Below are 13367 nucleotides of genomic sequence, written 5' to 3' on the forward strand. Positions count from 1 at the left end.
CTTCTATTAAAAAAAAATCAAAGTTCATAAAAAAAGCAGGAACTTTGATTTTCGACATTATTTCCTAGGAAATTAACGATGATTACTATATTGGATTTTTTCTTGCTCACGTAATTCGACACGGCGAATTTTGCCTGATGTAGTCTTTGGTAGCTCAGTAACAAACTCAATAGCACGAGGATATTTATAAGGAGCTGTTAAAGTTTTTACATGGCTTTGTAGTTTTTTTATAAGCGTTTCATCACCCACTACTCCATCAGTCAGCACTACAAATGCCTTCACGAGATTTCCACGAATTTCATCGGGACTCGCAACTACGGCTGTTTCTTTTACTGCTGGATGCTTCAATAACGCATCTTCTACCTCAAATGGACCTATCGTATACCCAGACGAAATAATGACATCATCTCCACGTCCTTCAAACCAAAAATAGCCATCTTCATCTTTATATGCACGATCTCCTGTAATATACCATTCGCCCCTGAATTGTAAATTTGTACGTTCTGGATCGTTTAAATATTTCTTAAATAACGCGGGTGATTCACAATGCACAGCAATATCTCCTACTTCTCCAATTACAGTAGGATTTCCAAAATCATTAATAATTTCAACCGTATTACCTGGAGTAGGTCTGCCCATTGAGCCCATTCTAGCCTCCATCCCTACCATTGTTCCAACAAGTAATGTATTCTCTGTTTGTCCATAACCATCACGTACTTGTACATTAAAGACGTCGGAAAATACTTTTATCACTTCACTATTTAAAGGTTCACCGGCTGACACAGCCTGACGTATCGTACTTAAATTGAAGTCTTGCAAATTTTCAAGTCCTGCCATAAATCTGTATTCGGTCGGTGTGCAACACAGAATATTAATATTGAATTTCTCAAGCAATGAAAGGTAGGTTGCCGCATCGAAGTGACCTTTGTAAACAAATGCTGTCGCTCCACTTCCTAAAGTAGCAAGGAACGGACTCCATATCCATTTTTGCCAACCTGGTGCTGCGGTAGCCCAAACAATGTCACCTTCTTGTACACCTAACCAATTTGGTGCAGTAGTTCGCAAATGCGCATAACCCCAGCTATGTGTATGAACCGCTGCCTTTGGATTGCCTGTTGTACCACTCGTATAAGCTAAAAATGCAATGTCTGTACTCTTAGTCGGTGTAGAACTTATGTAAGTCGTCGGTTGATTTTGCATCTTTTCAAGCAATGGCTGCCAAGGTTCCTGTGCTTGACCAATAACAAACTGCTGTATTTCTTGTAAATTTCCAACATTATCAAATTGTTCAATATAAGGTTCAAATGCAACAACGCCTTTTGCATTGGCATGATTGATTCGATATTCAATATCCTTCGTTCTTAGCATTTCTGAGCTAGGTATAATCGTTAAGCCTGCCTTTAAGGCAGCAATATAAACGATATACGCTTCAACTGATCTTGGCACCATAACCAACATAACATCACCTTTTTTTAAACCTTGAGTTGTAAATACATGTGCTGCCTGATTTGCCTTTTCAAGTAAAGCTCGATATGTTAAGTATTGAATTTCCTCATCTTCGTTATAAACTAATAATGCATTTTTAGTAGAATCCTGTGCATATTTTTCAATTTCATCTGAAATGTTATACCATTCTGGTGCGATTAAATCTTCTCTTTTCATGGCAAATGCCCCCTTTTGTACGCTCATTATAAAACTCAATTTTTATCATTTTCAATGGAATTCACTCCAATTCATTAAAGTCGTGACATCTATCATGCTCTGCTATATGGCATCAGTCACGTATTAGTACTATCAATTTTTGACATAGCATTAGTGCTGTTTTCGCGAAGAAAAAAGACCTATTGAACACGAATGAATAATATGGTACATTTTGGTCAACTAAAAGCATGATTGCAGGGGGACTCAATTAGAGTTGAGAAGGTAAAACCTGACCCTTTGAACCTGTTAGTTAATACTGACGTAGGGAGCAATTCACATCTATTTACTGATGAAAGGCTCTTTTGCGTGTTTTTTTCTACACGAAAAAGAGCCTTTTTTGCACGCTTACGTCCATCCAACAAGGAGGACTAAAAATGTTATTTCATACTATCCGTAAACAAAATCCATTAATTCATTGCATTACTAATTATGTTGTAGCTAATTTCCAAGCAAATGGCTTATTAGCTATAGGCGCTTCACCAGTTATGGCAGATGACAGTCGTGAAGTTGAAGAAATGGTCGCAATTGCCTCAGGCTTATTAATAAATATCGGTACCCTTAATGAGCGAATGAAAGAATCAATGTTACTTGCAGGAAAAAAAGCAAATGCTCTTGGCATTCCCGTTGTTTTAGATCCTGTTGCTGCAGGTGCAACAACTTACCGGAAGCAAACGGTACAACAATTACTCAAGGAAATAAATTTTGCTGCTATTCGTTGTAATGTCGGAGAGCTTGCAGCAATAGCCAATATAGAATGGCAACAAAAAGGCGTAGATAGTGGTAGTGGTTCAATTTCTTTAGAAGTTGAGGCACAAAAAGTAGCTCAGCTTTACAATTGTATTGTAATTGTGACCGGTGAAAAGGATTTTATTACTGATGGCGAACATCAGCAATGGATTACAGGTGGAAATTCACAAATGACAGAAGTCACTGGAACAGGTTGCTTATTGAGTGCCATTTGTTGTGCTTCCTATCTTGTAGGACATAAGCCATTTGACCAATTAATAGAAACATTATCGCTTTATAAAAAAGTGGCAGAGCAAGCTGCTTCTTCCTCCCCAGCTATTGGCGATTTTCAAATTGCAGTATTGAACGAACTACACCGCCTCTCCAAGGGTGGTGAACAATGATGCATATTGTCACGACAATTGCTGGTTCTGATAGTGGTGGCGGCGCAGGGATACAGGCTGATTTAAAAACATTCCAGGAATTAAAGGTATTTGGAACGTCTGTTATTACAGCTTTAACCGCCCAGAATACACTCGGGGTATCGGATGTCTTACCAATTGAAGTTAGTTTTGTCGAAAAACAACTTCAAGCGCTTATCGAGGATTTTCCAATAAGTGCTATTAAAACCGGAATGCTGTTTTCCTCGGAAATTATTCAATCAATTGCACGGATTTTAACTGCAATAAATAGTCCGCTTATAGTAGATCCTGTCATGATTGCAAAAGGTGGCGAAAGCTTATTACAGCAAGAAGCAATTGAGGCATTACGCAGTTATTTGCTACCTATAGCAACAGTGGTCACACCGAACATTCCAGAGGCGGAAACCCTTTCTGGAAGGAAAATCACTTCTTTAACAGATATTAAAGAAGCAGCTAACGTCTTATTACAAATAGGCATTCAATGCGTCATTATTAAAGGCGGTCATTTAGAGGATAAACGTTATGCTACTGATTATGTATTTTTCCAAGATGGTCGGTCATTTTCCATGCAGTCCACTCGTATTGCAACGAAAAACACGCATGGTACAGGCTGTACGTTTTCCGCTGCATTAACTGCTTTTCTTGGTCGTGGACTATCTTTAGAAAATGCGATTGAGGAGGCTAAAAAATTTATTCAATTAGCAATAACTCATGATTTATCTATTGGTAATGGACATGGTCCTACAAATCATTTTGCTTATCAAAACTTGAAGAATTCCTGCGAGGTGATCATTCATGAAACGTGACGATCTACAGCTATATTTTATAATGGGTACAAGTAATGTTTTCAAACACGAGCCATTAAACGTTTTAGAGAAAGCTCTGCAATCTGGAATTACGATGTTTCAATATCGTGAAAAAGGACCAAATACATTAACTGGGCAAGCCTATGAAGATTTTGCTCGTAAATGTCAAAAGCTCTGTCAACAATATCATGTTCCGTTTATCGTCAACGATGATATCGAGCTGGCTATAAAGCTTAGAGCAGACGGTGTTCATATTGGGCAAGAGGACTTTCCCGTGTCGATGGTGCGTAATAAAATCGGCAACATGATTTTAGGCGTTTCTGTTCATTCACAAGCTGAATTACAAACTGCTCTACAATATGGTGCTGATTATGTAGGAATTGGACCGATTTTTTCAACTACTTCTAAAAGTGACGCCAATCCACCTAGTGGAACGAATTTTTTACAACAAGCTCGGATGCAATATCCAGAGCTCCCTATCGTTGCAATTGGAGGCATAAACTGTTCGAATGCTCCTATAGTATTTAAAGCAGGTGCTGATGGAATCGCAGTTATTTCTGCAATTTGCCAAAGTGAGGATATTGCAAATACAGTCTCTACATTGAAATCATTTGAAGGATAAAGGCAGTGGGGATCTTTAGCTATTCCAAGCGGATTTTTACAATGGTAGGGCATGACGCTTCTCTTTTGATATAGATAAATTACGCCCATTCATACGGGATAAAAATTAATAAATTTAAACAAACTAAAACCAGTGCCTTTTACGGTCACTGGTTTTAATTTTATAATTGCGATTATGCAATTATAGGTTGTTGTTTGGCATACCTTTTAATTGTGATTCTGCCATTTGTACAAGACGTTTAGTGATTTCACCGCCAACGGAACCGTTAGCACGAGCTGAAGCGTCAGCTCCTAATTGAACACCAAATTCTTGTGCAATTTCGTATTTCATTTGATCAAGTGCGTGCTCTACACCAGGTACAGCAAGCTTGTTTGAACTGCGATTTGAAGTCATGTCTCTCACCTCCTTGTGAATATAGAATGTGCGATATTAGATTTTTAATACAAAAATTTTTTAGGTAAATTGTGCCACGAAGGAAATAAACAAAAAAAGCCGACTCAAGATTTTTGAGTCGGCTCGTTCGCTTAGGAAATCGCAAGTTTCTTCTATAGAAGATCTGCAAATTTATCGGCTTCTTGCTCCTTTTTCGGGAAAATATAGACTTCACGATTTTTCACTGCTCGTTCGATTAGCTCATCAAAATCCGAGAAGCTTTCGTAATGCTCAACCTTTTCAAGCTTCGGCTTTGTTTTTGGACTTGCTGGAGTAAAAATTGTACAGCAGTCTTCAAATGGCTGAATTGACGTTTCGTATGTGCCTATTTTCTCTGCAATATCGATAATTTCTAATTTATCTGATGAGATTAATGGACGTAAAATCGGTGTGTTAGTTACGGCATTAATAGCTGTTAGACTTTCAAGAGTTTGACTCGCTACCTGTCCAAGACTTTCACCTGTAACAATTGCTAATGCACCAATTTCTTCTCGTACTTTGTCAGCAACTTTTAGCATCATACGACGAGTGGTTGTCATCGATACATTAGAAGGTACTTTTTCTTTAATAAGAACTTGGATTTCAGTGAAAGGAATCACATGTAAACGTATACTAGCGCCAAATTTCGTTAATTCATTAGCCAGCACCTTTACTTTTTCTAATGAATTTTGGCTTGTATAAGGTGGACTAAAGAAGTGTATCGCTTCTAAGCGCACTCCACGTTTCATCATTAAATAACCTGCAACAGGACTATCTATTCCACCAGAAAGCATTAATAAAGATTTACCATTCGAACCTACAGGCATTCCACCTGCACCCGGAATAACTTGTGCCATCATATATGTTGCATCATGACGCACCTCTACACGAAGCTCGATATCAGGATGTTTCACCTTTACTGATAAATTTTGATATCGTGGTAATACATAACTACCAATTTCACGTTGAATAGCATGGGATTCTAACGGAAATGTTTTATCTGTACGCTTTACTTCTACTTTAAAAGTAAGCTGCTCATTTTTAAATGTATCCATAATTGTTATGGCAAGTTTTTTCATAGCCTCCATGTCTTTTTCACATGCTGCTACTGGACTAAAAGATTGGATACCAAATATTTTTGGTAATCCTTTTAATAGAACGTCCATTTGTGTTTCATTTTCAATGGCGATAAACATACGGTCGCGCTCTGTGCGAATGTGTAAATGTCCTAAATCCGCAAACGCATGACGAATGTTCTCGCGTAAACGACGAATAAAATCCATCTTGTTGCGACCTTTTGTAGAAAGCTCACCATATCGAATTAAAATTTCTTTCCAAATCATTTTTAATATTCTCCTTTAAGTTCCATCAATACTTCATCTAATACTTGTTTAAACTTTACTATATCTTCATTTGTTACATGCGCTCCAAAACTTATACGAATAACACCCTTTTTAAAGTGCTCATCAATATTTAAAGCTTCAACAACATGGCTTGTTTTTGTCTGTTTCGATGAGCAAGCACTCGATGTCGACACAATTACATTGCGTTTTTGCAATGCATTGATAATGACTTCACCTTTTAAGTCGCGAATACTAAAAGATAAAATATGTGCCGCACCTTGTGGGGTTGATAAAATATGCACTACATCTCCATAACCACGTAATTGCGTACATATTTCATCATTCCATTGTCGATATTTTTGTGCACGATTATTCATCGTCTCGACTGCCATTCGAGCTGCTTTGGATAAAGCTACTGCTTGCGGTACAGCTACTGTTCCACTACGTAAACCAAACTCCTGTCCTCCACCAAGTGCATACGGTTGCCATTTCATTTTTTTACGGAACGCTAGTACACCTGAACCTTTAAAGCCATGAATTTTATGGCCAGAAATTGAAATACAGTCTGGTCCATCTTCATCGTTAAATGATATTGGTAACTTTCCAAAGCTTTGTACAGCATCCACATGAAAAGCTGCCCGACTTGATTCATGAATAATTTTTGCAGCTTCAAAAATTGGTTGGATAGCACCCATTTCATTATTTACATGCATCATACTTACTAAAATGGTATCCTTGCGCACTTTTGTGCGAAGCTCCTCTAAAGAAATAACGCCATTTTTATCGACTTGTAAGTATTCAACATCAAAACCTTCTTGCTCAAGTTGCTTAACAGATTCAAGAACAGATGGATGTTCAACTTCGGTTGTTAAAATATGATTTCCTTTATGTGTATTGCTACGTGCTAAACCAAATATAGCCGTGTTATTGGATTCAGTACCACCTGATGTAAATAGCACATTTTTTGCTTCTGTCTGCAAAATATCTGCTACTTGCTCACGTGCACGCATTAACAATTCGTTTGATTCAACACCCATTGCATGAATGGAAGCAGGATTAGCATAATACTGCTCATTCACTGCCATAAATGCTTGCATAACCTCTTTTAAAGGTTTGGTTGTTGCACTGTTGTCTAAATAGATTGTATTAACTTCCATTAATATTCACACACTTTCAAAACGTTGATTTAACGGTATTTATCATAACGCAATCTTCAGCGATTGACTACTAACTTTAACAATTATCCTAATTTAATCACTTATTTCCGTTCCGGCTGGGCGCTTTGTAGCTGTCGCTACAGTGCAAAGCTTCCCGGGGGCGTCCGATGAGCCGCTTCACTCGCGATGTGATCTGACCCCGAGGAGTCGTCCAACCTCCACTTTCAGCGACCATATTTAAACTATATTTCAACACCGTATTGGAGGCGAATTTCACCACTATAAACCGTAGTTAAACATGCTTATTTTTAATCTTTCTTCATTGTTATAAATTCAGTTGAAGCTGTAAATTCCATGACTTTTGTAAAGCCTAATTTTTCATACAGGTGAATAGCTCTTGTATTAAATGTAGCTACTGTTAAACGAAGAGGACTATGACTTTCTTGTTGTAGCTGATTTAAAATAAATGAAAAAAACTCTGAACCATAACCTTTTCCTGTTAGCTCAGGCTTCATCCCTATCCCCACATCAATGTACTCGTCTAAATACGCACCATAATTACGCCCTATAGGTACTTGGGCTGATGTTCCTGTACAGAAAAAACCAACTAGCTCTTCTTTATCATTGACAATTGCATAATACGGACTTTCAAGAATTTCTTTTAAAGATTCATCGCATAGATCATTGTTATAAAAATCATATGGTTCCTCATATTTCCAACCTAAAATATCAGTCGCGAAAATTTCATTCATTTCCCGAATATAAAATTGCATTTGAAACACCTCTAATAGTTTTTAATCAATATCGTAGTGAGATAGCATGTCAAGCTTCCCGTTCCATTTCTCATTAAAAATGAATGCGTAGCTTCCTCAAACGTTCCAAATATGTTTATTGAAATTTGCACCTTTATAACAAAACTGTCTAAAAAGTATTAACTATACCTTTTAGACAGCTGATGTAATTCTTTATTATACTTGACTATTTTGATGCGTTTCTTCTGCTACAAGTTCTTGAATTCGCTTTAAAGCACCTGGCTCCATTTCTTCAACTGCTGTTCCAGCCTCTTCTAATGCCTTGGAATAGCGGAATTGATTAAAGGATTTTTCTGCTTCTCTTAAACAACTATGCAATTTAGGATTTGTGGCACGATGACGATTACCGTACTGAATAATACGCTCAATCAGCATTACATTTTCAATCAATTCATGCGCCTTCGCTTTTACATCCTCTACACAAAGTGTTGCAGCATTTAAATTGTTATGAACTGTTCCCATATTGAGTGGTACCTCTTGAAGGCTTTGCATAACTACATAAATATGCTCTGCCGCCTCATCTAGACGAGCGTCCATCTCTTCGGGGATACCTGGAATATTCGCCTTATTCAATAGACGATCTGTTTCTTGTAATGTTTTCTTTAAGTTTTCTACTTGTGCACGGGCCTTGTTTTCATCAATTCGGAGCTTCTTCATCGTATTTGATAAGTGACCTTGCTCCTCATGAATACGTTCAAGTTCCTCGTTAATTTCAATCAATTCTTCCTGCAAACTTGAGTATGCAGATTTTTCCTCCCTAACACGCATCGCTAATAAATCATAGCGACGTTGTAAAGCCTCTAATTGCTTTAATGCAGCTTTTGGAATTTCGGCATCTTTTTCATTTAAACGATAGCTTTGCTGCACAAACGTTGCTTCATCACTTACTAATCTTGTTGAACTTATAACATTAGTAATTGAGCTTAATAAACGATCACAATTTTGGTCAACGTAATTTTTAGCAATAACTTCTTTTTCAAGTAGATCGTAAAAGTGATCAATCTCTTCATTTATTTCAGCTACACGTGGTTTAACAACGCTTAAATTAAGCTCTGCTAATTCTTTTTTTAATGTTTCAAATTCTTCATCAAATTTATCGAGCCCCTTAGTTAGCTCTAAATGCTGTAAGTAGTAGGATTGCTCCTCCATTTCACGCTGGCCACTACGCAGTTCTTGTACCGCTCCTGGTAGCTTTACTTGCAATTCAGTCAAAATTGTTGGGACATCATTAATATATTCAAATGTCTGTTGTGATTCTTGGTTCAATCCAATAACAATTTCTCGTGCCTGCAAATAATTCCCTTCACTAGTAAGGACATCGAATTCCTCAAACTTTTGAACAAACATCTCCAGCTTTTTCTCCAGAGCCGGTAATGCTACACCAAATGAATGTTGGTGAGCTAACAATGTTTTACGTGCAGAGCGATAGTATTCTTTTAATTGTTCAATTTCAATACGATTTTTTTCTTCGCTGCCAATTAATTCATTTAGTTCTTCTAAGATTTTATCTTTATCTTGTTCACATTTTTGAATATAATCTTCTATCTCACGTTCAATTAACGTTGCTTTCTTAAAACGAAGTCTATTGATTTGATCCTCTGCATCAAATAAAAGTGAATCAATTTTTGTCATATGTACATCGATGACTTCATCCCAGCTATTACGCCATCGTTCAAACATCTCTTCCGTTTCACCGTTCATGTTCAAAGATTTAACTTTTGAAATTTCCTCATTTATGGGATTGTTTTGTATTTGTGATTTTTCATTTTCAAGTTTAGCAATGATTGTTGTATGTTTTCGTCGCATCATAAATCCTACTATCGCTAAAATTAATAGTAGGATAACCGGAATGATGATATACTCCATCGTAAGCCTCCTATTCTACAATAAACGAATTGGCTAGTTGTATTTATTATATACTATGTTATCGCCTTTTGTACTAAAATTTGAGTGTTTTTTATGTATTTACGCCTTTCTAGAATAACATCTGCTTAAATTTTGAACAATTTGCGCAAATAAAAGTGTTTGGTCCAAAAGCTAAAGGAGTGGTAATTTTATGAAATGTGACGGCCATGTTCATAGTCCTTATTGTCCACACGGTACTTCTGATTCATTTAAGCAATACATTGAAAAAGCAATTTCTCACAACTTTACTGATATCACCTTTACAGAACATGCACCATTACCATTGAATTTTACTGACCCTACACCTCAGCAAGATAGTGGTATGAATCCGGAATTTTTAATGCCTTATTTTGAAGATTTACTACGCCTTCAAGAGGAGTATGCGCAAGACATTCGCATTCATATCGGTCTTGAGGTGGACTATATTCAAGGCTTTGAACAAGAAACTCGTCAATTTCTTGATACATATGGACACTTTTTAGATGACTCTATTTTATCCGTCCATTTTTTACAATGGCAAAATACCTTTGCTTGCATAGACTTTTCTCCAGAAAGCTTTATGGCTTTTTCAAAAAAAGTGGGTTCTATTGAACAAGTGTATAATTTATATTATGATACCGTCCTACAATCCATTAAAGCAGATTTAGGGCAATACAAGCCTAAGCGCATTGGACATCCTTCACTTATTCACAAATTTCAATTAGCACATAAGATGAAAATTGATGATTCTTCGCGGATTCGAGAAGTTTTAGATTTAATGAAGGAAGAAGGCTATGAGCTAGATTTAAATAGTGCTGGTTTAAGTAAAACATATTGTCAGGAACCTTATCCACCTTTACCCTTTATCGATTATAGTAAATCGATTGGGCTACCAATTGTTTTTGGTTCAGATGCTCATAGTGTTGCTGATTTACATCAACACTATAATGTTATATTTCCAAAATAAATAACTTTCAAACGAGGTGCTATTATGTTTACACAAATTAATTATGAAGGACCCATTGCCGAGCAATATAATACACTAGCCAAACAGTTAGATGCCTTACTTACGGGAGAAAGCGATCGCATTGCTAATTTAAGCAACGCCTCTGCTTTACTAAATCAATTCCTACCAAACATTAACTGGGTTGGTTTTTATGTATTACAGGGGGATGAACTTGTATTAGGGCCATTCCAAGGCTTACCTGCCTGCGTCAGAATACCAATTGGACGCGGAGTTTGTGGAACAGCTGTAGACAAAGCAGAAACAATAGTAGTAAAAGACGTACATGACTTTCCTGGACATATTGCCTGTGATGCTGCATCCCAATCCGAAATTGTTATTCCCTTAATAAAAGAAGAACAGGTCATCGGTGTTCTTGATATCGATAGTCCAATCGTAAACCGCTTTTCAAAGGAAGATCAAGAAGGGTTAGAGATATTCGTTAAAACCTTACTTCTCCATTTATAAAAAATACCCTGAAATGATGTATTGTCATTTCAGGGCATTTCAGCACATAAGGCTGACGTTTTCTTTATTTCACATTATAAATTGTTTTGATAAGATCGATCATGAACACAAAATCGATTTTTGCCACTGTTTTTCGCTTCATATAGCGCTGTATCTGCATGGAGGAAAACAGACTGAAAAGCTGGATGGTACTGTTCGTCCCATGTTATGAGACCCGCTGAAATAGTCACCTGAGGATCTGTTGTATTTGGAATTTTTGCAACAATTGTGGCTGCTAATTCGATTGCTTCTTTCTCATCAATATTTGGGATATACACAGACATTTCTTCTCCACCCCAGCGTGCACAGATGCCACGAGCTCCAATCGTTTCTTTTAACTGGACCGCAATTTGCATAAGAATCTTATCACCAATTTGGTGACCATACGTATCATTAATACGTTTGAAATTATCAATATCAATAAGTAAAAACATCCCTGATTGATCATTTTTAAGGGATCTTTCTACATACTGATCTAAATAACTTCTTGCATATAATTTTGTTAAATGGTCCAAATCTACCATTTCTTGAAGTTGATTACGTAGTATAGAGTTTGCAATTGCTAAAGAAGAGTGATGGATTAATGATTGCATTAGTTTAAAGCTATCAAATGAAAAGAAATATGGCTCCTTGTGTAACACAATACTAAAGCCGTTAATTTTTTCTTCCATTAAAATCGGGATTGCCATAATTGAACGATATTCAATTTGATTAGGGGTTAATCGACTGAAATCGGCAATAAATAGTGGATCGTTAGTATGTTCGAAATGATGTTCAACATGTTTGATATATGTTTGACCCTTCTCTGCATTGAATAAGGCTGTACTAGCATCCGTCACTTTAAAGGTATCATTATGTTTAAAAGCGAAACAAACTTCCATTGGTTGAAAAGATTTCATTAACTGTTTTTGAAGGAAAAGTAACATTTCATTTATGTCAATCCTCATATTTAAACGATGCGATGTTTCATTGATGAGTTGTAAATCACTTACAAGGCGATGTGATTGATGATATAATTTCGCATTTTCTAGCGCATTTCCAGATGTTTGTGCTAGCATTCGTACAAAATCTTTTTCAGTCGTTGAAAAAAGATATGTTGTAGGTGCACTTACTTGTAAAATACCATAAATTGCTTGTCTTCCTTTTATAGGGGCGTTTAATAATCGACAATTCAAATCGCTTGCTAGCTCCGTCGTCAACTCTCCTGAGACAAAAGCCTCAATTGTCGCTGGTCTTTCAGATAAGTAATCAAATAGCTTAATATCGATCGTCGTATGGCGGTCTTGATCATTCGATAGTATAAGCTCCACATTAAACTCTGGAAAATTATCCTTAATATTTTTCAAGACATTTTCTAAAATTAAATCAATATCCATAGTGGAATGAAATAAATCTGTCATATTGTACAATTTTCTATATTGATCTTCATTCACTTTTACTTGAAGATTTTCTCTAATTATCTGAAAGAACTTCGTGAGCGTTTCAATAAACTCTTCCCCATAATCTGAAGCCATAAAGTCTGTCCAGGCATCGGTTGCCTCAACGAGTAGCACACCAATTGGATTTTTACCATCTGCTTGGAAAAGCACCATATCTGTCATCATCATATATGCTTCTTTTTCTTTTAATATATAAGGGACTTTCACCAACTTCTGTTGATAAAAGTTAGCTTCAATCATTAACCATGACACAGCATTTAGTTTTGTTTCAATTGTTAAAGTAGCCATTTCTTCAACAGGTATTAAAGAATTACCTTCAAAACTAAGAAATGCCATTTTCACAATTCCAAAGCGCTTCTTTAGACACTGTTCTAATGAGCAAAAATACTCATTAAAACCGGCTTGTTCCTTAGAACTCACCCAAATGCTCAAAACATCTGATTTTATATATTTTAGCGTTTGTAAATGGTCTGTCATGAAATCACCTTTTCTCTATAACGTCCAAATCAATACTATTAACTTATAGTATAGTAT

General features: G+C 36.5%; 12 protein-coding genes and 1 riboswitch. Of the genes, 5 read left to right on the forward strand and 7 right to left on the reverse strand.

The annotated features are described in order from the left end of the window. Window positions 1-72: 72 nt before the first annotated feature. Window positions 73-1662 carry an acyl-CoA synthetase MbcS gene (gene mbcS / locus PVA17_RS17415; protein ID WP_132357211.1) on the reverse strand — a complete coding sequence of 530 codons (1590 nt, stop codon included), beginning with the start codon at window positions 1660-1662 and terminating at the stop codon, window positions 73-75. Window positions 1663-1887: 225 nt separating this feature from the next. After that, a riboswitch (TPP riboswitch) is annotated at window positions 1888-1986 on the forward strand. A gap of 89 nt (window positions 1987-2075) precedes the next feature. On the opposite strand from mbcS, the gene thiM reads away from it, so the two are divergent. From thiM to thiE, 3 genes are read left to right on the forward strand one after another with little or no spacing between them, the layout of a single operon-like run. After that, window positions 2076-2831, forward strand: coding sequence for a hydroxyethylthiazole kinase (gene thiM, locus PVA17_RS17420; RefSeq protein ID WP_132357212.1), 756 nt, complete (start codon window positions 2076-2078; stop codon window positions 2829-2831). Beyond that, window positions 2831-3655 (forward strand): bifunctional hydroxymethylpyrimidine kinase/phosphomethylpyrimidine kinase, encoded by an 825-nt coding sequence (gene thiD, locus PVA17_RS17425; RefSeq protein WP_132357297.1) that lies wholly within the window; start codon window positions 2831-2833, stop codon window positions 3653-3655. Before thiM ends, thiD begins: the two co-directional genes overlap by 1 nt. Further along, the gene (gene thiE / locus PVA17_RS17430; protein WP_132357213.1) at window positions 3645-4277 is read left to right on the forward strand and encodes a thiamine phosphate synthase; all 633 of its coding nucleotides are present in this window, start codon (window positions 3645-3647) and stop codon (window positions 4275-4277) included. The genes thiD and thiE overlap by 11 nt, the downstream gene beginning before the upstream one ends. A 180-nt stretch (window positions 4278-4457) precedes the next feature. On the opposite strand, the gene PVA17_RS17435 is transcribed toward thiE, so the two are convergent. The 5 genes from PVA17_RS17435 to ezrA all read right to left on the reverse strand — a co-directional run bounded on the left by PVA17_RS17435 (window position 4458) and on the right by ezrA (window position 9866). Beyond that, window positions 4458-4670, reverse strand: coding sequence for an alpha/beta-type small acid-soluble spore protein (locus PVA17_RS17435; protein WP_132357214.1), 213 nt, complete (start codon window positions 4668-4670; stop codon window positions 4458-4460). 152 nt (window positions 4671-4822) lie between these two features. Beyond that, window positions 4823-6031 carry a tRNA uracil 4-sulfurtransferase ThiI gene (gene thiI, locus PVA17_RS17440; protein WP_274068413.1) on the reverse strand — a complete coding sequence of 403 codons (1209 nt, stop codon included), beginning with the start codon at window positions 6029-6031 and terminating at the stop codon, window positions 4823-4825. A 2-nt stretch (window positions 6032-6033) separates the two neighbouring features. Further along, complete coding sequence (locus tag PVA17_RS17445; RefSeq protein ID WP_274068414.1) at window positions 6034-7188, reverse strand: cysteine desulfurase family protein; 1155 nt, start codon at window positions 7186-7188, stop codon at window positions 6034-6036. Between the two features lie 308 nt (window positions 7189-7496). Then, window positions 7497-7961: a GNAT family N-acetyltransferase gene (locus PVA17_RS17450; protein ID WP_132357217.1), complete on the reverse strand. Its 465-nt coding sequence runs from the start codon at window positions 7959-7961 to the stop codon at window positions 7497-7499. Between the two features lie 195 nt (window positions 7962-8156). Further along, window positions 8157-9866 carry a septation ring formation regulator EzrA gene (ezrA, locus tag PVA17_RS17455; RefSeq protein ID WP_132357218.1) on the reverse strand — a complete coding sequence of 570 codons (1710 nt, stop codon included), beginning with the start codon at window positions 9864-9866 and terminating at the stop codon, window positions 8157-8159. A gap of 190 nt (window positions 9867-10056) precedes the next feature. Between ezrA and hisJ the strand changes: the two genes are divergently transcribed. Further along, window positions 10057-10851 carry a histidinol-phosphatase HisJ gene (hisJ, locus tag PVA17_RS17460; protein WP_132357219.1) on the forward strand — a complete coding sequence of 265 codons (795 nt, stop codon included), beginning with the start codon at window positions 10057-10059 and terminating at the stop codon, window positions 10849-10851. Between the two features lie 24 nt (window positions 10852-10875). Further along, window positions 10876-11355 carry a GAF domain-containing protein gene (locus PVA17_RS17465; RefSeq protein WP_132357220.1) on the forward strand — a complete coding sequence of 160 codons (480 nt, stop codon included), beginning with the start codon at window positions 10876-10878 and terminating at the stop codon, window positions 11353-11355. A gap of 74 nt (window positions 11356-11429) precedes the next feature. On the opposite strand, the gene PVA17_RS17470 is transcribed toward PVA17_RS17465, so the two are convergent. Beyond that, the gene (locus PVA17_RS17470; protein ID WP_274068415.1) at window positions 11430-13310 is read right to left on the reverse strand and encodes a sensor domain-containing diguanylate cyclase; all 1881 of its coding nucleotides are present in this window, start codon (window positions 13308-13310) and stop codon (window positions 11430-11432) included. Window positions 13311-13367: the final 57 nt, after the last annotated feature.

This window comes from Lysinibacillus sp. CNPSo 3705, assembly GCF_028674935.1.
Taxonomy (GTDB): domain Bacteria; phylum Bacillota; class Bacilli; order Bacillales_A; family Planococcaceae; genus Lysinibacillus.

Coding starts and splice junctions, on each gene's coding strand:
- PVA17_RS17445 (WP_274068414.1), bottom strand. CDS start 7,188: ATGGAAGTTAATACAATCTATTTAGACAACAGTGCAACAACCAAACCT.
- thiM (WP_132357212.1), top strand. CDS start 2,076: ATGTTATTTCATACTATCCGTAAACAAAATCCATTAATTCATTGCATT.
- thiD (WP_132357297.1), top strand. CDS start 2,831: ATGCATATTGTCACGACAATTGCTGGTTCTGATAGTGGTGGCGGCGCA.
- thiI (WP_274068413.1), bottom strand. CDS start 6,031: ATGATTTGGAAAGAAATTTTAATTCGATATGGTGAGCTTTCTACAAAA.
- PVA17_RS17435 (WP_132357214.1), bottom strand. CDS start 4,670: ATGACTTCAAATCGCAGTTCAAACAAGCTTGCTGTACCTGGTGTAGAG.
- ezrA (WP_132357218.1), bottom strand. CDS start 9,866: ATGGAGTATATCATCATTCCGGTTATCCTACTATTAATTTTAGCGATA.
- thiE (WP_132357213.1), top strand. CDS start 3,645: ATGAAACGTGACGATCTACAGCTATATTTTATAATGGGTACAAGTAAT.
- PVA17_RS17470 (WP_274068415.1), bottom strand. CDS start 13,310: ATGACAGACCATTTACAAACGCTAAAATATATAAAATCAGATGTTTTG.
- PVA17_RS17465 (WP_132357220.1), top strand. CDS start 10,876: ATGTTTACACAAATTAATTATGAAGGACCCATTGCCGAGCAATATAAT.
- PVA17_RS17450 (WP_132357217.1), bottom strand. CDS start 7,961: ATGCAATTTTATATTCGGGAAATGAATGAAATTTTCGCGACTGATATT.
- hisJ (WP_132357219.1), top strand. CDS start 10,057: ATGAAATGTGACGGCCATGTTCATAGTCCTTATTGTCCACACGGTACT.
- mbcS (WP_132357211.1), bottom strand. CDS start 1,662: ATGAAAAGAGAAGATTTAATCGCACCAGAATGGTATAACATTTCAGAT.